Source organism: Pseudophaeobacter sp. TrK17 (assembly GCF_042192375.1).
Lineage (GTDB): Bacteria > Pseudomonadota > Alphaproteobacteria > Rhodobacterales > Rhodobacteraceae > Pseudophaeobacter.
The window spans coordinates 1,347,905-1,367,120 of record NZ_CP071700.1 but is presented as its reverse complement, the minus strand read 5'-3'; the positions used below and the strand labels follow the sequence as shown (position 1 = coordinate 1,367,120).

The 19,216-nt window shown below is 59.9% G+C and carries 18 protein-coding genes; 8 read left to right on the top strand and 10 right to left on the bottom strand.

The features are described from left to right. Window positions 1-68 precede the first annotated feature (68 nt). Window positions 69-671: an OmpW family protein gene (locus JZI28_RS06325; protein ID WP_375699596.1), complete on the top strand. Its 603-nt coding sequence runs from the start codon at window positions 69-71 to the stop codon at window positions 669-671. 100 nt (window positions 672-771) lie between these two features. Here the strand turns inward: JZI28_RS06325 and JZI28_RS06320 are convergent, their stop codons facing one another. After that, window positions 772-1,932 carry an isovaleryl-CoA dehydrogenase gene (locus tag JZI28_RS06320; RefSeq protein WP_349376373.1) on the bottom strand — a complete coding sequence of 387 codons (1,161 nt, stop codon included), beginning with the start codon at window positions 1,930-1,932 and terminating at the stop codon, window positions 772-774. A 178-nt stretch (window positions 1,933-2,110) separates the two neighbouring features. Beyond that, a complete protein-coding gene (locus JZI28_RS06315) occupies window positions 2,111-2,566 on the bottom strand; it encodes an Lrp/AsnC family transcriptional regulator (RefSeq protein ID WP_295448585.1) in 456 nt (151 codons plus the stop codon). A 123-nt stretch (window positions 2,567-2,689) separates the two neighbouring features. Here JZI28_RS06315 and JZI28_RS06310 point away from each other — a divergent pair, with 123 nt between their 5' ends. Continuing rightward, on the top strand, window positions 2,690-3,541 hold the full coding sequence (locus tag JZI28_RS06310) for a PhzF family phenazine biosynthesis protein (protein ID WP_375699595.1): 852 nt from the start codon (window positions 2,690-2,692) through the stop codon (window positions 3,539-3,541). Window positions 3,542-3,697: 156 nt separating this feature from the next. On the opposite strand, the gene JZI28_RS06305 is transcribed toward JZI28_RS06310, so the two are convergent. Beyond that, complete coding sequence (locus JZI28_RS06305; RefSeq protein WP_375699594.1) at window positions 3,698-4,891, bottom strand: DegT/DnrJ/EryC1/StrS family aminotransferase; 1,194 nt, start codon at window positions 4,889-4,891, stop codon at window positions 3,698-3,700. Window positions 4,892-4,968: 77 nt separating this feature from the next. Beyond that, a complete protein-coding gene (locus tag JZI28_RS06300; protein ID WP_375699593.1) occupies window positions 4,969-5,631 on the bottom strand; it encodes an HAD-IA family hydrolase in 663 nt (220 codons plus the stop codon). A gap of 130 nt (window positions 5,632-5,761) precedes the next feature. On the opposite strand from JZI28_RS06300, the gene glmU reads away from it, so the two are divergent. From glmU to JZI28_RS06285, 3 genes are read left to right on the top strand one after another with little or no spacing between them, the layout of a single operon-like run. Beyond that, window positions 5,762-7,117: a bifunctional UDP-N-acetylglucosamine diphosphorylase/glucosamine-1-phosphate N-acetyltransferase GlmU gene (glmU, locus tag JZI28_RS06295; protein ID WP_295448576.1), complete on the top strand. Its 1,356-nt coding sequence runs from the start codon at window positions 5,762-5,764 to the stop codon at window positions 7,115-7,117. After that, entirely contained in the window at window positions 7,118-8,941 is a 1,824-nt protein-coding gene (glmS, locus tag JZI28_RS06290) for a glutamine--fructose-6-phosphate transaminase (isomerizing) (protein WP_375699592.1), read from the top strand. It abuts the gene before it with no gap. A gap of 4 nt (window positions 8,942-8,945) precedes the next feature. Next, window positions 8,946-9,725, top strand: a complete 780-nt coding sequence (locus JZI28_RS06285; RefSeq protein ID WP_375699591.1) for a DNA alkylation repair protein — start codon at window positions 8,946-8,948, stop codon at window positions 9,723-9,725. A 2-nt stretch (window positions 9,726-9,727) separates the two neighbouring features. On the opposite strand, the gene JZI28_RS06280 is transcribed toward JZI28_RS06285, so the two are convergent. Beyond that, on the bottom strand, window positions 9,728-10,228 hold the full coding sequence (locus JZI28_RS06280) for a hypothetical protein (RefSeq protein WP_295448567.1): 501 nt from the start codon (window positions 10,226-10,228) through the stop codon (window positions 9,728-9,730). Between the two features lie 92 nt (window positions 10,229-10,320). Here JZI28_RS06280 and moaA point away from each other — a divergent pair, with 92 nt between their 5' ends. From moaA to JZI28_RS06265, 3 genes are read left to right on the top strand one after another with little or no spacing between them, the layout of a single operon-like run. Next, a complete protein-coding gene (moaA, locus tag JZI28_RS06275) occupies window positions 10,321-11,331 on the top strand; it encodes a GTP 3',8-cyclase MoaA (RefSeq protein ID WP_375699590.1) in 1,011 nt (336 codons plus the stop codon). Between the two features lie 10 nt (window positions 11,332-11,341). After that, the gene (locus JZI28_RS06270; protein ID WP_375699589.1) at window positions 11,342-12,676 is read left to right on the top strand and encodes a 3-deoxy-D-manno-octulosonic acid transferase; all 1,335 of its coding nucleotides are present in this window, start codon (window positions 11,342-11,344) and stop codon (window positions 12,674-12,676) included. Next, on the top strand, window positions 12,673-13,716 hold the full coding sequence (locus tag JZI28_RS06265; RefSeq protein WP_375699588.1) for a glycosyltransferase family 4 protein: 1,044 nt from the start codon (window positions 12,673-12,675) through the stop codon (window positions 13,714-13,716). Before JZI28_RS06270 ends, JZI28_RS06265 begins: the two co-directional genes overlap by 4 nt. 157 nt (window positions 13,717-13,873) lie before the next feature. Here JZI28_RS06265 and JZI28_RS06260 read toward each other — a convergent pair whose 3' ends face one another. From JZI28_RS06260 to argE, 5 genes are all read right to left on the bottom strand, one after another. After that, window positions 13,874-15,037, bottom strand: a complete 1,164-nt coding sequence (locus JZI28_RS06260; protein ID WP_375699587.1) for a M20 aminoacylase family protein — start codon at window positions 15,035-15,037, stop codon at window positions 13,874-13,876. A gap of 78 nt (window positions 15,038-15,115) precedes the next feature. Continuing rightward, on the bottom strand, window positions 15,116-16,285 hold the full coding sequence (locus JZI28_RS06255; RefSeq protein ID WP_375699586.1) for a M20 aminoacylase family protein: 1,170 nt from the start codon (window positions 16,283-16,285) through the stop codon (window positions 15,116-15,118). A gap of 22 nt (window positions 16,286-16,307) precedes the next feature. Continuing rightward, window positions 16,308-17,474 carry a M20 aminoacylase family protein gene (locus JZI28_RS06250; protein ID WP_375699585.1) on the bottom strand — a complete coding sequence of 389 codons (1,167 nt, stop codon included), beginning with the start codon at window positions 17,472-17,474 and terminating at the stop codon, window positions 16,308-16,310. 53 nt (window positions 17,475-17,527) lie between these two features. Then, window positions 17,528-17,998 carry a MarR family winged helix-turn-helix transcriptional regulator gene (locus tag JZI28_RS06245; RefSeq protein ID WP_297338732.1) on the bottom strand — a complete coding sequence of 157 codons (471 nt, stop codon included), beginning with the start codon at window positions 17,996-17,998 and terminating at the stop codon, window positions 17,528-17,530. Between the two features lie 45 nt (window positions 17,999-18,043). After that, entirely contained in the window at window positions 18,044-19,216 is a 1,173-nt protein-coding gene (argE, locus tag JZI28_RS06240) for an acetylornithine deacetylase (protein ID WP_297338733.1), read from the bottom strand.

Genomic DNA, 19,216 nt, shown 5'->3' with positions numbered 1-19,216 from the left:
AGATCAGAGCGCGTTTTTGATTTTGGGCGCAGATAGATCGGGTAAATACAAGAAAAGGGACTCTCCCCATGAAACGCTCTGCTTCCATCCTGGCCTTGGCAACAGCCTGCACTGTTCTGGCCGTACCGGCCTTTGCGCAATCGCAAGGTGATTGGACCTTTGGTGTTGGTGTCATCAACGTTAATCCCAAATCCAACAACGGAACTCTCGCTAGTGGCGCAACCACACTCGGCGACGATACTCAGATCTCTTTGACCGTAGAGTACTTCATTCGCGACAACATCGGTATCGAACTGCTGGCGGCGACCCCGTTTGAGCATAACATCAACATTGCTGGTGTCGGCACGGCAACTGCCAAGCAATTGCCCCCCACCCTGTCGGTCAACTACCACTTCCCCACCAAGGGTAAGATCAAGCCCTTCATCGGTGCTGGCATCAACTACACCACCTTCTTTGAAGAAGAGACTGCGCTTGGTGTGCTCAAACTGGAAGACAGCTGGGGTTTTGCACTGCAGGCTGGTGCCGACTGGCAGATCTCTGACAATGGCGCTCTGCGCCTGAACGTCCGCTACATGGACATCGACTCCGATGCCTACCTCGGTGGCGCCGCCATTGGGACAGCCGAAATCGATCCGGTCACCATTGGTTTCAGCTACGTTCACAGGTTTTGATCCTTTGATCTAATATCTATCGGCAGGCCCCTGCGGGCCTGCCAACCTGATAAGAAAAACCCCACCTGGCCTCCCTCGGACAGGTGGGGTTTTCTTTGGCTTACATGGTGCCCATCAGCTCACGACCGATCAGCATGCGGCGGATTTCAGAGGTGCCCGCCCCAATTTCCATCAGCTTGGCATCGCGGAAGATCCGGCCCACGGGATTGTCGGACAGATAGCCCGCCCCGCCCAGCGCCTGTACCGCCTGATGCGCCTGCACCATCGCCTGCTCGGAGGCATAGAGGCAGCACGCCGCCGCATCCTGCCGGGTCACGGTGCCCTTGTCGCAGGCCTTGGCCACCTCGTAGATATAGGCACGGGCCGAATTCATCGCCGTATACATATCGGCAATCTTGCCCTGCATCAGCTGGAAGTTCCCAATGGGCTGACCAAACTGTTTGCGCTCTGCCAGATAGGGCATCATTTCATCCATACAGGCAGCCATGATACCGGTGCCGATGCCCGCCAGAACCACACGTTCATAGTCCAGACCAGACATCAGAACCTTGACGCCCCGACCCTCTTCGCCCAGCACGTTTTCAAAGGGCACTTCACAGTCTTCAAAGATCAGCTCGGCGGTGTTGGACCCACGCATGCCCAGCTTGTCAAAATGCGGCGAGGTAGAGAAGCCTTTGAAATCCTTCTCGATGATAAAGGCGGTAATCCCCTTGGAGCCCGCATCCGGGTCGGTTTTGGCATAGACCACCAGCGTGTCGGCGTCAGGACCGTTGGTGATCCAGTACTTGTTGCCGTTCAAACGATAGTGATCATTGCGCTTTTCCGCCCGCAGCGACATCGACACCACATCCGAGCCGGCGCCTGCTTCGGACATCGCCAGCGCCCCAACATGCTGACCGGAAACCAGGCCCGGCAGGTATTTCTTTTTCTGCTCATCCGTAGCGTTCAGCTTGATCTGATTGACGCAGAGATTGGAATGCGCCCCATAGGACAGCGACACAGAGGCACTGGCCCGTGCCACTTCCTCCACCGCAACCGTATGAGCCAGATAGGACATGCCCGCGCCGCCGAACTCTTCCGGTACGGTGATGCCCAGCATGCCAAGCTCCCCCATTTCCGTCCACAGTTCCGGGGGGAATTCGTTCTTCTGGTCGATTTCCTGCGCCATCGGTTTGACACGGTCCTGCGCCCAGCGATGCACCATGTCACGCAGTGCATTTACCTCATCCCCAAGATCGAATTGCATGCTTGCATTGAACATTGCCCGCTCCCTTTTCCAAGCTATCTGTCAAATTATCTGAACACCTGTTCATTTACTAGCCGCAAAGGTCGATTCGGGTCAATCCCCAGCCCTTCGGTCTTTGCCGCACTGGACAAAACACCACAGCCAGAGCGCAAAGTCGCTCCGCAGGCGCTGCAGCGCCAATAGTGGCCGGTGATCAGGGTTTTACGGACAGCGGCGGCAGCCTGCTCTCAAAGATTGAGGATTTCACAATAGAGGTATGGGTCTCGGCCCGGTCATGGAACGGCAGTAAAATGTCATCCAATTCGGCAACATCCGCCAGGGCCAGACGGGCGACATAACAATCATCGCCAGTGACACGGTCACAGGACATGAACCGCGGCTGCTCCTGGATCATGCGCTCCACCATATGAAGCTGGCCACTGCGTGGCTTGATCCGGACCTGGGCCTGAATGGTATAGCCAAGCTCCCGAAGATCCAGCCGGGTGCCAAAGCCGAGAATATAACCGGTATCTTTGAGCCGCCGCAGCCGTTCACCCACTGCGGGACCAGACAGCCCTACCTGCTTACCAATATCTGACAGGCTGGCACGGCCATCACCATCGAGAATCTCGATAATGGCGCAGTCAGTTTGATCCAGTAATTTCGACATGAAGGCAGGTTAGAAAGATCGGCGACGTTTTGAAAGCTCTTTGTCTCATCCGCCTTTGCCATGCCGGGGACAAAGCCGCTGCAGATGCCTAGATTCTCCCTATCAAACACACAGGAGATACCCATGGACGTGCAACGCATTGCAGCATTCAGCACAGGCCCCGAGGGCGGCAACCCCGCCGGCGTGGTTTTGCTACAAGAAGATCTGACAACAAAAGATATGGCGCGCATCGCGGCAGAGGTCGGCTATTCGGAGACCGCTTTTGCGGTGGCCAAGGATGACACCGGGGACGCCTGGCGGGTCCGGTACTTTTCACCCGAATCCGAAGTTCCCTTTTGCGGCCACGCGACAATTGCCCTGGGCGCAGCCCTTGGCCAGCATCACGGCGCCAGAACCTACGCGTTAGAGCTCAACAACAGTGCAATTACGGTGGATGCAACCCCCGCCGACGACGCTATGGACAGCGCAATGATGGCGACGCTGTCTTCGCCCCCGACCAAAAGCAGCGCAATCCAGCCGCAGGAGCTTGAGGATGCGATGGCGCTGTTTGGCCTCACAAGCGACGATCTTGACCCGCGCCTGGCCCCAGCGCGTATCCATGGTGGAGCAGATCACATCCTGTTGCCTCTCAAGAACCGCGCCACACTCGCCGCGATGAGCTATGATCTGGATGCGGGGCGCCAGGTCATGCGCCAACATGAGCTGGTGACGATCATGCTGGCCTATATCGAAACGGATCAGACCTTTGTGGTGCGCAATGCCTTTGCTTCGGGGGGCGTTCTGGAAGACCCCGCCACTGGCGCCGCAGCCGCAGCCTTTGCCGGGTATCTGCGGGACGCCGGCTGGCCCCATGGTGGCGCGCTGACCATTCGCCAGGGCGAGGACATGGGCAGCCCTTCCCTAATCCATGTGGCGATGGATGATACCACTGGCGCATCAGTTCGGGTCTCCGGGAGCGCCCGGGCAATCGGGTAACAATCCGGTAAAAAGACCACACAGATCAGGAAAGAGCGGGCACTGCGGGTGCGCCGGTCTTTTCTTTAATGCGCCTTAGGAACAGTCCTGGGGCTGCTATTGCGCCCTCAAGCAGCCCGTAAGCAGCTAACAAGCAAACACCCATCCTGGCCGGGCTTACCCCGCCTGATAGACCGTGCCCACCTCAGCGCGAATGATCCGCGCAATCTGCGCGCAGTCTTCCAGGCTAAAGGTCAATGGCACCCGCATATCCAGGATTGCCGCCAGAATGCGGTCACTTTTGGGCAGGCTCTGTGCCGCCGCATAGCGCCAGCTGTCATAGCGCGAGGTAAAGCCCGCAGGCTCGGCGCCGCCAAACCATTTGAGCTCAACCCCGCGCCGCGCACAACGGCTGATCACTTCGGCGATGCTGTCTGCGCTCCAGTCCAGCAACAGAAACTGAAGCGACGAGCCGACATAGCGCTCTGCCTGCGGGCGCTCCACCAGCGTCAGGCCGGGCGTGTCGCGCAGCCCCGCCTCAACGGTCTGGTAGCGGGCGTTCCAACGCTCCACCTGACGATCCAGATCGGCCAGTTGCGGCCGCAGGATTGCCGCGCGCAGATTGTCCATGCGGCCGGAAATATTCGGGGTCTCATACTTCACCCGCTCAAAGACCTCAGGACCGGGCGCGGCGAGGTGGCGCTCATAAAGCATATAAGAGCCCGAGAGCATGATGGCGCGGGCCGCGACCTCTGCATCGTCGGTGATCAACAGGCCACCTTCACCGGAATTCACATGCTTATAGGTTTGGCAGGAATAACAGCCCACGGCCCCCACCCGCCCTGAGGCGACACCGTTCCAGGCCGCCCCCATGGTATGGGCGCAATCCTCGATGACGGTGATGCCAGCCGCGTCGCAGATCTGCATCAGGCGATCCATGTCGCACAGATGACCGCGCATGTGGCTGAGCATCAGCACCGAAGCCTGATCCGCCTTGGCCGCCAGATCCTCCAGATCAATGGTCAGCTCTTCTGTCACCCCAACAAAGACCGGCGTGGCGCCCACAGCCGCGATGGATCCCGGCACCGGCGCCAGGGTAAAGGCATTTGTCAGCACCCGATCGCCGTGCTTTACACCAATCGCGCGCAGGGCCGTGGCCAGGGCATACCCCCCCGAGGCCACAGCCAGACAGTATTTTGCCCCGACCTGCGCGGCAAACTCCTGCTCCAGCAACGCTGTTTCGCCCAGCTCTGCCTCAGTGACATTATAGCGGTGCAGGCGCCCGTGGCGCAGGACATTCAAAGCGGCCTCGATGGCTGCCTCGGGAAGTGCTTCTTGTTGGGTGAAGCTGCCGGTAAATTTCTCGCTCATGGCCCGTTTGTGAGCCGCCGCCCGCCGAGGGTCAAGGGGAACAATTCCACCTGCCGCACCGCTGACAGAGTGCGGGATCAGCCGATCAAGCGGGCGACCACCCCCGGCAGATCCTCATAGCGGTCCAGCAGCGCCTCGGGGTTCAGCGCCGCCATATCGCCGCCGGCAGGACCAAAGGTAACCAGCACCGACGGCACCCCCGCATTGGCCGAGGTATTGCGGTCGGTGTCACTGTCGCCAATCAAAATGGTGCGGGCCGGATCGCCCCCTGCCCGGCGCGCTGCCTCAAACAGCGGTTCGGGGTCGGGCTTTCGCACCGCCAGCGTATCCGCCCCCACCAGTGAGGCAAAGGCCTGCCGCACCCCCAGCGAGCGCATCAGCTGCTCGGCCAGGGCTTCGGGTTTATTGGTGCAGATGCCCACGCCGTAGCCCGCCTGTTTCAGGGCTTCAACCGCCTCCATGGCGCCGGGATAAAGGTAGCTGTGGTGGTCAATCGCATCGCGGTAGGCCTCCAGCAACACCGGGTAATAGTTCTCGACCTTTTTGGGATCGTAGATACCGGCCCGCTTCATCCCCGCCGTCAGCATCATCTTGCCGCCGCGCAGCGCCGTGGCCGCATCCCCAGGCTGGGTCAGGATATCACCCAACCCCATCTGGCGAAAACAGGCATTGGCCGCCGCCAAAAGATCCCCGGATGTATCCGCTAAGGTCCCATCAAGATCAAAGATAACTGTACGCATATTGCCTCCGTTCGGCGCCTTTTCGCTGCCCTTTATTGCAAGCCGCAACCTTCTTTGATGGCAGATTGGCTTGCACCTTTGCTGTTAGCGGATAGAACGGGGGCGTTAAAAGTCAAAGAGAAAACTGATAATGAGCACTGCCCTTGTCGTCCTTGCCGCAGGCAAAGGCACCCGAATGAATTCTGATATCCCCAAGGTTTTGCACCCTATTGCCCAGGGCTCGATGCTGGAGCACGCTCTGGCCGCTGGTCGCGCCCTGGATCCTGAGCGGGTGATTGTCGTCGCCGGGCACGAGGCCGAGGCGGTCCGTGCCGCCGTAGCCGAGATTGACGAGAATGCCGAAGTTGTGTTGCAGGAAGAGCAGCTTGGCACCGCCCATGCGGTGGATCAGGCCCGCGCCGCGCTGACAGGCTTTAGCGGCGATGTTGTGGTGCTTTATGGCGACACGCCCTTTGTCAGCGCCGAAACACTGGAACGCATGGTCGCTGCGCGGGCGCAGGCGGATCTGGTGGTGCTGGGCTTTCACGCCGCAGACCCGGCGCGCTATGGCCGCCTGCTGATGCAGGGCGACAGCCTGGAACGCATTGTCGAGTTCAAAGACGCGTCAGAAGCAGAACGCGCCGTGGATTTCTGCAACTCCGGCCTGATGGCCTGTGATGCGGATCTGATGTTTGATCTGCTGACCAAGATTGGCAACGAAAACGCCTCCGGTGAATATTATCTCACCGATCTGGTGGAACTTGCCCGCGCCCAAGAGCGCTCGGTCACTGCCATTGCCTGCGATGAAAGCGAAACCCTGGGGGTGAACTCGCGCGCGGATCTGGCCGCTGCGGATGCGGTTTTCCAGACCAAAGCCCGGGCTGAATTGCTGGATCTGGGTGTCACCCTAATGGCGCCCGAGACGGTTTACCTGGCCTTTGACACGGTCATTGGCCGCGACACGGTGATCGAACCCAATGTAGTCTTTGGCCCCGGTGTCACCGTGGAAAGCGGCGCTGTCATTCGCGCCTTTTCCCACCTGGAAGGCTGCCATGTCAGCCGCGGCGCCAAGGTCGGTCCCTATGCCCGCCTGCGCCCCGGCGCGGAACTGGCAGAAAACACCCACATCGGCAATTTTGTCGAAATCAAAAACGCCGAAATCGCCGAAGGTGCCAAGGTCAACCATCTGAGCTATATCGGCGATGCCTCGGTGGGCAAGGAAAGCAATATTGGCGCTGGCACCATCACCTGCAACTACGACGGGGTGATGAAACACCGCACCAAAATTGGTGCCCGCAGCTTTATCGGCTCTAACACATTGCTGGTGGCCCCCGTCACCCTGGGCAATGAAACCATGACCGGTTCTGGCACGGTGGTGACCAAAGACGTCGAAGATGGCGCGCTGGCGCTCTCACGCACCCGGCAAGAGAATAAGCCCGGCTACGCCTATAAACTGATGGACATGCTGCGCGCCAAAAAGGCCCGGCTGACAAAAGGATCTGAGTAGATGTGTGGTATCGTTGGTGTTCTTGGTAAACATGAAGCGGCTCCCATTCTGGTCGAAGCTCTGAAGCGGCTGGAATATCGCGGCTATGACAGTGCAGGCATTGCCACCGTGAACGATGGTAAACTGGCGCGACGGCGTGCCCTGGGCAAGCTGGTCAACCTGAACGATCTACTGGTCCACGAACCTCTGCCGGGGAAATCTGGCATCGGCCATACCCGCTGGGCCACCCACGGGGTGCCCTCGGTCAGCAATGCCCACCCGCACCGGGCCGGGGCGGTTGCGGTTGTGCACAATGGCATCATCGAAAACTACCGCGAACTGCGCGCCGAACTGGCGGGCTGTGGCATCGAGTTTCAGACCGAAACCGATACCGAAACCGTGGCCCTGCTGGCCCAGCGCTATCTCTCCCAGGGCGCCACTCCGATTGAAGCCGCCAACAAGACCCTGAACCGGCTGCAGGGCGCCTTTGCGCTGGCCTTTTTGTTTGATGGTGAAGACGACCTGATGGTTGCCGCCCGCAAAGGCTCGCCCCTGGCTGTGGGCCATGGCGATGGGGAGATGTTTGTCGGCAGTGACGCCATCGCCCTGGCGCCGCTCACTGATCGCGTCACCTATCTGGATGAGGGCGACCGGGTCTATCTGACCCGCACCAGCATCGAGATCCGCGATGCCAACGGCGCCCTGGCCAATCGCCCGATGAAGACCATCCAGATCGACGCCTCACAGGTCGATAAGGCGGGTCACAAGCACTATATGGCCAAAGAGATCGCCGAACAGCCCACCGTGATTGCCGAAGCCATCCGCCACTATCTGCCAGTGGGGGAAGACGCCGTGCATCTGCCCGGAGACGGCATTGATTTTTCAAAAATCGAGCGGCTGACAATGGTGGCCTGCGGCACCGCCTTTTATGCCTGCCTCACTGCCAAATACTGGTTCGAGCAGATTGCACGCTTGCCGGTCGAGGTCGATATCGCCTCGGAGTTCCGCTACCGGGAGCCGCCCATTTCGGGCAAAACAGCGGCGCTGTTTGTCTCACAATCCGGTGAAACCGCAGACACCCTGGCCGCGCTGCGCTACTGCGAAGGCAAAGCGGACAAGATCCTGTCCGTGGTCAATGTACCCGAAAGTTCAATCGCGCGCGAAAGCGATCTGGCCCTGCCCATTCACGCAGGTGTTGAAATCGGCGTCGCCTCGACCAAGGCCTTTACCTGCCAGCTGAGCGTTCTGCTGATGCTGGCGCTCAAGGCGGCAACGGACCGTGGCACAATCTCACCTGAGGACCTGCAGGCACATATCTCTGCCCTGCGTGGCCTGCCCAATGTGCTGGCGGCAGGGCTGGAACAGAATGACACCATTCGTCAGGCGGCACAAAAGCTGAGCGAGGCCCGCGACGTGCTGTTCCTGGGCCGTGGTTTGATGTTCCCGCTGGCGCTGGAAGGCGCGCTGAAGCTCAAGGAAATCAGCTATATTCATGCCGAGGCCTATGCCTCAGGTGAGCTCAAGCACGGTCCCATTGCGCTGATTGACAAGCAGATGCCAGTGGTGGTCATGGCGCCAAAGGACCGGGTTTTTGACAAATCGGTCTCCAATATGCAGGAGGTCATGGCCCGCAAGGGCAAGGTGCTGTTGATCTCGGATGAGGCTGGGCTTAAGGAGGGCGGAGACGGCACCTGGCAAACCATCCAGATGCCACAGGTGCACGATAGCCTGACGCCCATCCTTTATGCGCTGCCAGCCCAGATGCTGGCCTATCACACCGCGGTGGCCAAAGGCACCGATGTGGATCAGCCGCGCAATCTAGCCAAATCCGTTACGGTGGAGTAACCAGATGACCCTTGAAGATGCCCTGAACGAATTGAACGCCGCGTTTGAGCCCGGTCGCGCCGAACAGATGGTGAGCTACCACAAGCAAAAGCGCATCGTCCTGGGCATCCCCAATACCGCCATCAATGACATCACCAAGGGCTGGCGCCAGACCCTGACGCTGGAAGAGCGTGTCACCCTGGCAGATGAGTTGTGGAAAACAGATGTGTTTGAAGCCCGCATTGCCGCAGGCAAGCTGCTCACCCAGGCGCGGATCCAGGATGACGCGGCGGTCTGGGAGCTGCTGCAAAGCTGGCTGCCTGATTTTGACAGCTGGGCCATTGCCGATCACGCCTGCATGGCAATGCAAAAACGCCTGACCGCAGATCCCGCACGACTGGATGAGGTTGAGGCCTGGACCACCTCTGATCACATGTGGACCCGGCGCGCTGCCCTGGTGGCCACGCTGCCCTGGGCCAAGCTCAACAACCTCAAACCCGAAGATCAGGCCCGGCGTGACCGTATTTTAGGCTGGGCGGCCTCTTATGTGCCGGATCGCAACTGGTTCCTGCAAAAGGCCATTGCCTGGTGGGTGCGTGATCTCAGCAAACATGATGCCGCCGCCAGCCGTGCGTTTCTGATTGCAAACGGCGCCGGAATGAAGCCCTTTGCCCGCAAAGAGGCGGCCAAATACCTGAAAGAGCCCATCGACTATCCCGATCTGGTGTCCCCAGTGGTAGCAGCGGAAGATGCGGCAGAGGTCGAGATCTCCGACGGCGCAGACACCAGCCAGCCGAGCTCCTGAGCTCAGCCTGCTGGCAGCACTTCGACTTCAATCAGTTCGGTCAGCGGCGCCCCAAGCGCCCGCATGGCGCCAATCGACAGCCGACCGCTAGAGCCGCCTGTGGTTGCCGGTTTCAGCGTCACGGTGACCTGTTTGCCATTGGCGCTGCGCAACCGGGCGATCTGCTGGGTTGTGACCAGGGACGTCTCCATCCACAGGCCGGGAATCGCAGGGTCGCCTAAAGAGGCCACCGTCTGTGCCCGCCCCTGGAACCGCGCAGAAACAGGCGCACTTCCCGCACTCGGCGCCAGGTCAGTCGCGCTGACCGCAGCAGGGTCTTGCACAATAGCGCCCTGTTGCAGGCTTTCATCGCTGGGAATGGCCGACAAAGGCGCACCGGGATCACGTTGCGGTGTCTGTACCGCCGCGCCGGAAGCGCCTCCCAAAATATCGGAATTCCACTGCAAGGTATTGCAACCACTCAAAAACACCAAAGGTGCCATGACAAATAATATCTGTTTCATAGGGCAAGCCTAGCTTTGACGCAGCCCTAATGCCAGCACCAAAACGCAGTCTTTCCTTGCCCTAGGCGGGACTGCGCCTTAGCTATAGGCCTATGAATGCCCCACTGATTGATCCCTTCGCCCGCGCCATCACCTATCTGCGCGTTTCGGTCACCGACAGGTGCGATTTCCGCTGCGTTTATTGCATGTCGGAAAACATGACCTTTCTGCCCAAGAAGGAGCTGCTGACCCTGGAAGAGCTGGATCTGTTATGTTCCAGCTTTATCAAAATGGGGGTGCAAAAGCTGCGTATCACCGGGGGCGAACCACTGGTGCGCCGGGGCATCATGACCTTCTTTGAAAGCATGACCCGGCATCTGGACAGCGGCGCGCTCAAGGAGCTGACCCTGACCACCAATGGCTCGCAGCTGGAAAAATACGCCGACGCGCTGTTTGCTGCCGGGGTGCGCCGGGTCAATATTTCGCTCGACACGCTGGATGACGACAAATTTGCCCGCGTCACCCGCTGGGGTCGGCTGCCGCAGGTTCTGCGGGGTATTGATGCGGCGCAAAAGGCAGGGCTGCGGGTCAAAATCAACGCCGTCGCCCTGAAAGATTTCAACGAGGCCGAGCTGCCCGCCATCACCCGCTGGTGCGCCGAGCGCGATCTCGATCTCACCTGGATCGAAGTCATGCCCATGGGCGAAGACATGGGGGATGAGAACCGCATCGGCCAGTTCTGGTCGCTCAAAGACGTGCGGGCCGAGTATGAAAACCACTATAGTGTGACCGATCTGACGGAACGCACTGGCGGTCCGGCGCGCTATGTGCGGCTGGAAGAAACCGGCCAGAAAATCGGCTTTATCACCCCGCTCAGCCATAATTTTTGCGAAAGCTGCAACCGGGTGCGTATCACCTGCACTGGCGAGATTTATACCTGCCTTGGTCAGGAAGGCTCTGCCGATCTGCGTGCGCCACTGCGCGCCAGCCAGGACGACACCGAGCTGCTGGAACAGGCCATCCGCGCTGCCATTGGCGACAAACCCAAAGGCCATGATTTTGACTATTCCCGGCAGCAGGTTGGCGGCACTATCACCCGCCACATGAGCCACACCGGCGGCTAAGCGAAACGTGATGAGCAAGCCTGACCAAACAGCACCGCCGACGCTGCTGTTTTACAGCTATCGCGCCTTGACCAGGCTGCTGGCGCCTTTTGCCTATCGCAAAGTTGCAACAAAACTCGCGGCCCATGGGGTGAGCGACCGGCGCCAGCGCGAAAGGCTAGGTCATGCCAGCCACCCCCGCCCAGACCTTGCAGCCTCTGCGCCGCTGATCTGGTTTCATGGTGCCTCGGTGGGCGAAAGCCTGGCTGCCATCACCTTGATCAACCGATTACATACCCGCTTACCAGCTGCGCGGTTTTTGCTGACCTCCGGCACGGCGACCTCGGCGACGATGGCCGCTAAACGTCTGCCGGACTGCGCCCAGCACCAGTTTGCGCCGCTGGATTCACCCAGCGCAGTGGGCCGGTTCCTGGCCCATTGGCGCCCGGATGCCGGGATTTTTGTCGAAAGCGAGCTTTGGCCGGTGACCCTGTCGGCTGCCAAGGCAGGTGGCACCCGGCTGGCGCTGGTCAATGCCCGCCTGTCTGCCAAATCCGTTGCAGGCTGGCGGAAGAAACTGCCAACGGCGCGCTACCTGATGGGGCTGTTTGATCTTTTGCTGACCCAGAACCAACAGGTGGCCAAAGATCTGCTGTCGCTTGGGGCGGATCCGGCGCGGGTGTTTCCCAGTGGCAATCTCAAGGCCGGGGCCGCCGCCCTGCCGGACTCGCCTCGTCTGCTGGGGGAGATGCGCACCGCCCTTGCCGGACGTCCGCTGTGGATTGCTAGCTCCACCCACAAAGGTGAAGAAGAAGCGGTGCTGGAAGCCCATAAGGTGCTGTTGCAGGATCATCCCGATCTCTGCCTTTTCCTGATCCCGCGCCACCCCGAACGCGCCGATGAAATTGGCGCCAAGATTACCCAGGCTGGGCTGGCTTATGCAAAACGCAGCACTGGCACGGCGCTGACATCTGCAACCCAGGTCTATCTGGCCGATACCCTCGGCGAGCTCGGCAGCTGGTATGCCCTGTCCCCTATTGTGTTTCTTGGTGGATCATTGCGGCCCATTGGCGGGCATAACCCCTTTGAAGTTGCCCGGGCCGGGGCAGCGGTGCTCACCGGGCCGGGCTATAGCAACTTCATCGAAACCTACCCGCCGATGATTGCGGCCGGCGGCGCGACGCAAGTGCACGATGCCCTAGAGCTGGCACAGGCGGTCGATCTGTGGCTGACCCAGCCGGAGCAGCTGCAAAACGCCCGCAACGCCGCGCGCCACTATGTAGCGGAACAATCCGGCCAGCTGGATGTGGTGGTAGATCGATTGATCAGCAGCCTTTGTCTGAATGCGCCTGAAAGAACCCCATGACTGAACTTTTTGTCACCAATTTCAACAAGAACTTCACCGGGGTCTCGGCCACCGCGGCCAATGTTCTGCGCCAACAGGTTGCACTGCACGATGTGCAGTTGGTTGGCCGCGCCCTGCCCGGCTGCCCGGCTCCGATCCCCGTAAAACGCGCCCGGCAGCTGTCGGTCACAGCCCCCGGCACCTTTCCCTTTGCCATCTGGCACGTGCGCCGCAATACTGAGATGCGCGCCGCAATCTGGGCGCGCGATGTGCTGCGCCTGCCGATCCGCATTGTCTTTACCTCTGCGGCGCTGCGCCGACACTCGGCTTTTCCCCGCTGGTTGATTTCGCGCATGGATGCGGTTGTTGCCACCTCGCAAGAGGCCGCCAGCTTTGTGCCCCATGTGCGCGCGGTGGTGCCCCATGGGGTTGATACCGATACCTTTACCCCGGCCATAGATCGCCGCGCAGCCTGGCAGGCGCTGGGGCTTGGCGGCGATATAGGTATTGCCAGCATTGGCAGAATTCGCCCGGAAAAAGGCACCGATCTATTTGTCGAGGCCATGTTGCAGTTGTTGCCACAGCTTCCCGGCGCCACGGCGCTGGTTCTGGGACGGGCCGCGCGCGAGCATCAGGGCTTTCTCAAGGGATTACAGGAGCGGATCAAGGCTGCCGGTCTGACGAAACGCATTCTGTTTCCCGGTGAAATCCCCGCCGCCGACCTGCCGCAAACCATGCGGGCGCTGTCACTGGTGATGCAATTGCCCCGCTACGAGGGCTACGGCATGGTGCCTTTGGAGGGCATGGCCAGTGCTGTTCCCTTTGTTGGCTCTGAGGCAGGCTATTACCAAGTCTTTTCCGCCCAGGGGCGTGCAGGGAGAATTGTGCCGCAAGTGGCCCCAGCGGAGGCCGCAGAGGCAGCCCTGACGCTGCTACGAGATCCGAATCACTATCAGGCCATGTGCCACAACGCCCGCGAGATCGCCGTTGAAAGCTTTAGCGCCAGCCGCGAAGCCCAGGGAATCGAAGAGGTCTATCAGGCGCTTTGGGCCACAGGCTAGCGCCTAAAAAACAGGCAAAAGCCACGACCATAGGGACAGGCCACCAAAAAATTTCGGGGTCAAACCGGGGTATTGCGCCTGTTTGGTCTGATTGCAGACCCAAAAAAAGCCCGGCAAATGCCGGGCTTTTGCAATATTTGTGCAGCTTGCTGCCAAATCAGGCAGCAGGCAAACGCTGCTCAACGATTCCAGCCCACCAGCTGCAGCCCGCAGGGATAGCTTCATCGTTGAAGTTATACTCTGGGTGGTGCACCGAGGCGCTGTCGCCATTGCCCACCAGGATATATGCGCCGGGGCGCTCTTCCAGCATGAAGGCAAAGTCCTCGCCGCCCATGACCAACGGTGCCTCTTCGCAGGCGCCCGAGATGTCGGTGGCAACCTTGGCGGCGAAATCGGTCTGTTCGTCGTGGTTGGCCATAACCGGGTAGCCGCGATAGTAGTTCACGTCAGCAGTGCCGCCAAAGGTGGCCGCGATGCCGGCGCAGATTTCCTTGATCCGCTTTTCCGCCAGATCCCGTGTCTCATTCGCCATGGTACGGACCGTGCCTTTGATTTCGACACGCTGTGGGATCACGTTAAAGGCCTTGGAGGAGGTCTCAAACGAGGTCACTGAAACCACAATCTGTTCCACCGGATCAGCGTTGCGCGACGCAATGGTCTGCAGCGCCAAGACCGCCTGCGCCGACATCACCGTGGTATCAATGGTTTCCTGCGGTTTTGCCGCATGGCCGCCGCGCCCTTCAAAGGTGATGGCAAACTGGTCCGTGGCAGCAAAAAACGCCCCCGACCGGATTGAGAAAGAACCAATGGGTTTGCCCGGCCAGTTGTGCATGCCGTAGACTTCCTGGATGCCCCAGCGCTCCATCATGCCGTCTTCACACATCTCCCGGCCACCGCCGCCACCTTCTTCGGCGGGTTGGAAGATCAGCACAACGGTGCCATCAAAATTGCGGGTCTCGGACAGGTATTTGGCAGCCCCCAGCAGCATCGCCGTATGGCCATCATGGCCACAGGCATGCATGGCATTGGGGGTCTTGGAGGCATAGTCCAGGCCAGTGGCCTCGTGGATGGGCAGCGCGTCCATGTCCGCGCGCAAGCCAATGACCTTACCCGCTGTATCGGTTTTACCCTTGATCACACCAACAACACCGGTGCGGCCAATGCCGGTGACAATCTCGTCGCAGCCAAATTCCTTGAGCTTGTCCGCCACCAGCGCAGAGGTGCGGTGGGTTTCAAACAGGATCTCCGGGTTTTCGTGAAGGTCACGACGCCATTCGGTGATTTCATTTTGCAATTCGGCGAAGCGGTTCTTGACCGGCATGGATAGTCTCCTTGGTATTACTGTCCCGGCGACTTAACCGGGGTGTTTTGAATGGTGTTTAACTGGTGTCAGGCCAGATCAGGCCACTGGCATCCGCTGTTCGATCATTTCGGCAAACCAGCTGATCCCCGTCGGAATGGCCTCATCGTTGAAATCATATTCGGGATGATGCAGCCCGGCAGAAGGGCCATTGCCCAGGCGGATCATGGCGCCCGGGCGCTCTTGCAGCATGAAGGAGAAATCCTCTCCGCCCATGGCCAGCGGCACCTCCTCGCAAGAGCCTGCGCCGGAAACTGTTTCTGCCGCCAGGCGGGCAAAATCAGCGGCTGCATCATCATTGATTGTGACCGGGACGCCCAGATGAAACGACAGGTCTGCCGTGCCGCCAAAGGTCTCGGCAATCCCGTCGACGATGGCCTGCAGCCGCTCAGGGATCAGCGCCCGGACCTCAGGCGAATGGGTGCGCACCGTACCCCGGACCTCAGCCCGATCCGGGATCACGTTAAAAGCCTTGGAGGAGGTTTCAGCCGAGGTAACGGACAGAACCCCCTGCAGCACCGGATCGACATTGCGAGACATCACCGTTTGCAGCGCGCAGATGATATGGGACATCATCACCGTGGTATCGACGGTTTCCTGCGGCTTGGCCGCATGACCACCACGGCCCTGCAAGGTCAGCGTGAACTCATCCACCGAAGCAAGGATCGGGCCGGGGCGGATGGCAAACTTGCCCAGTTCCAGCCCAGGTGCATTGTGGATGGCATAGACTTCGTTGATGCCAAAGCGTTCCATCAGGCCATCTTTGCACATGGCTTCGGCGCCATTGCCGCCCTCTTCGGCGGGCTGAAAGATCACCACGGCGGTGCCATCAAAATTGCGGGTCTCAGCCAGGTATTTCGCAGCCCCCAGCAACATCGCCGTATGACCGTCGTGGCCGCAGGCATGCATGGCCCCATCAATCTTTGAGGCATGCGCCAGCCCGGTCTGTTCCTGCATCGGCAGAGCGTCCATATCGGCGCGCAGCCCGATGGCGCGGCCAACCGTGTCGCTGCGTCCCCGGATCACTGCAACAACGCCGGTGCGGCCAATTCCAGACACCACCTCATCGCAGCCAAAGCTTTTCAGCTTTTCTGCCACCAGCGCAGAGGTGCGGTGGGTCTCGTACAGGATTTCAGGGTTTTCGTGGATGTCGCGGCGCCAACCGGCCACTTCTTCGTGCAGATTTGCAATTCGGTTTTTGACTGGCATCGCGCGTGTCCTTTGGTCTGAATTATGCTGTGGGCATTCGTCGTTCAACAAGTTCGGCGAACCAGCTGCAACCCAGTGGAATCGCTTCGTCGTCAAAGACATAGGCGGGGTGGTGACACATGGCCGTGTCGCCATTGCCGAGGAAAATATAGGCGCCGGGACGCTCTTCCAGCATATAGGAAAAGTCCTCCGACGGCATGATTGGTGCGGTATTCTCATCCACTGCAGCGCCGACGGAACGGGCGGCCTCAATGGCATAGCCGGTCTCGGTATCGGTGTTGATTGTCACCGGATATCCCGGCGACCAGATCACCTCGGCGGTGGCGCCAAAGGCCTCAGCGGTGCTGGTGGCAACCCGGCGGACCCAGTCTTCGGCCTCGGCGCGGTATTCGGTGTCCAGTGTTCGCACCGTGCCTTGCAGTTTTGCCGTATGGGCAATCACATTGGAGGCCGTGCTATCGGTTTCAAAGGTCCCAACCGTAAGTACCACACGTTTTACCGGATCAACATTGCGCGACACGATGGAATGCAGCGAGACCACAATCTGCGAGGCCACAAGAGTGGTATCGATGGCATCATGGGGGGCCGCCGCATGGCCACCCTTGCCGGTCACCTTGATCTCAAATTCATCTGACGAGGCCAACAAGGCACCGGGGCGAATGGCAAATTCCCCGACAGGCTGGCCTGGCATGTTGTGCAAGCCGTAAACTTCCTGGATGCCCCAGCGTTCCATCAGGCCATCGTCACACATGGCCTTGGCCCCGGCGCCGCCCTCTTCGGCGGGTTGGAAGATCAGCACCACTTTGCCGTCAAAATTGCGGGTTTCAGAGAGGTACTTCGCCGCCCCCAGCAGGATTGCTGTGTGACCATCGTGACCACAGGCATGCATCAGTCCGGGCGTTTTAGACGCGTAGTCGACGCCAGAGGCCTCATGGATGGGCAGCGCGTCCATATCGGCGCGCAACCCGATCACCCGACCCGAGGTATTGGTCTTGCCTTCGATCACCGCCACAACGCCGGTCCTGCCAATGCCAGGTGTTACATCCGTCACCCCAAAGCTCTGCAGCTGTTCTTGAACAAAGGCTGCGGTTTTATGCACCTCATACAGCAGTTCAGGATTTTCATGCAGATGATGCCGCCAGGCGGTGATTTCTCGCTGCATTTCGGCAAAACGGTTTTTGATGGGCAAAAGCGCAACTCCTCTCAATTGAGATGATTGGTAAGGCAATAAAAAAGCCTTGTCTACGTTTCTTGCAAATCCGGCCCGTGGGCAGTCAAAAAGGCGACGAGGTTCTCCTGCAGCACAGAAATATCCGAAGGACCTAACCCGCCGGTCACTTCGCTGCGTATCTCTGCCAGACGTGTTCTGACGTCGATGATGAAGGCCAGTCCAGCATCCGTCAGCGTCAGGCGAACGGTACGCCGATCGTCGTCGCAGCGTTCACGCAACACCAGTCCCTGGTCTTCCAGCTTGTCCACATATCGGCCAAGGGTGGCGTCATTGATGGCCAGAATCGCCCCATAGACGCTTTGCACCAGCCCCGGCTTGCGGTGGATCATCCCCAGCACGCTGAGATGCCCGGCGGACAAAGCCGCTTCTTTGCCTATGGCTTCAACATGCTGCGCGATCATCCGGCCTGCAATTTGCACCAGGACGGCAAAATCTATGTCCTCGTAGATCCCTTTGGGCAGGTTACTCTCTACTTCTGACATAATCACCTTTCACAGGGCGCAACAGGACAACACTGACAAAACACGCTAGCGAGGCGACTCCAGACGCGCAACAAGCTGTTTCATAAAACCATGGCCCGCATTGAACTGTGCCACGGTGATAAACTCATTGGGCTGATGCGCCTGGGCAATATCCCCCGGACCACAGATCACCGCCGAATAGCCCGCCGCCTGGAACTGGCCGGCCTCGGTGCCGTAGCTAACCACATGGGTGCCATTGTCGCCGGTCAGGCTGCGCACCAGCGCCTCGGCCTCCCCGGCCTCTTCGGGCACCAGGGCGGGGACGTCAAAGCCCTTGCTGATATCAATGCGCGCTTCCGGGTGGATCGCCTGCATGTCCGCTTCTACCTTTTGCACCTCAGTGCGGTAGGCCGCTTCCCAATCGCTGGCCTGCTCGCCGGGAACAACCCGGAAATCCATCATAAAAGTGCAGTCTTTGGCGGTGATATTATGGGCGGTGCCGCCGGAGATCATGCCCACATGACAGGTGGTGAAGGGCGGGTTGAACAGGGACTGCATCTCGCCTGGCTCTTTGGCCATGTTTTCCGCATTGCGATGGTTGGCCCAGTCGATCAGCCGCGCTCCCTGCATGATGGCGCTGACGCCTGTGTGCAGCAGCGAGCTGTGCACCTCAAAGCCGATCATATGGGTGCGAAAACCTGTGCCGCCCTTGTGGCCGGTCACCGCCTGCATCATCGATGGCTCACCAACGATAACGGCTGCCCCCTTGGGCAACAGCGGCTGCATGGCCTCAATCATCGGCGGCGCCCCGGTGCAGCCGATTTCTTCGTCAAAGCTGAGCGCCAGCTGCAAGGGCCGCTTTACGCCGCGATGGTGTGCCTCAACCAAGGCCCAGATCGCCAGGGCATCAAACCCCTTCATGTCACAGGTGCCCCGGCCAAAATACTTGCCGTCACGCTCGATCACGGTGAAGGGGTCGCTGTCCCAGGGCTGGCCATCAACAGGCACCACATCGGTGTGCCCCGACAGGACAACCGCGCCTTCGATCTCTGGGCCGACATGGGCAAAAACAGCTGCCTTATGGGGCTGATCCGGGTCCACCCAGCGGTGCGAGACGATGCCCTGCTCGGTCAGGTACTGCTGTACCCAATCGACCAAAGGCAGATTGCTGTCGCGGCTCACCGTTGGGAAAGCCACCAGTTTTTGCATGATCTCTAGCGGCGTCAAAACTGCAGTCAT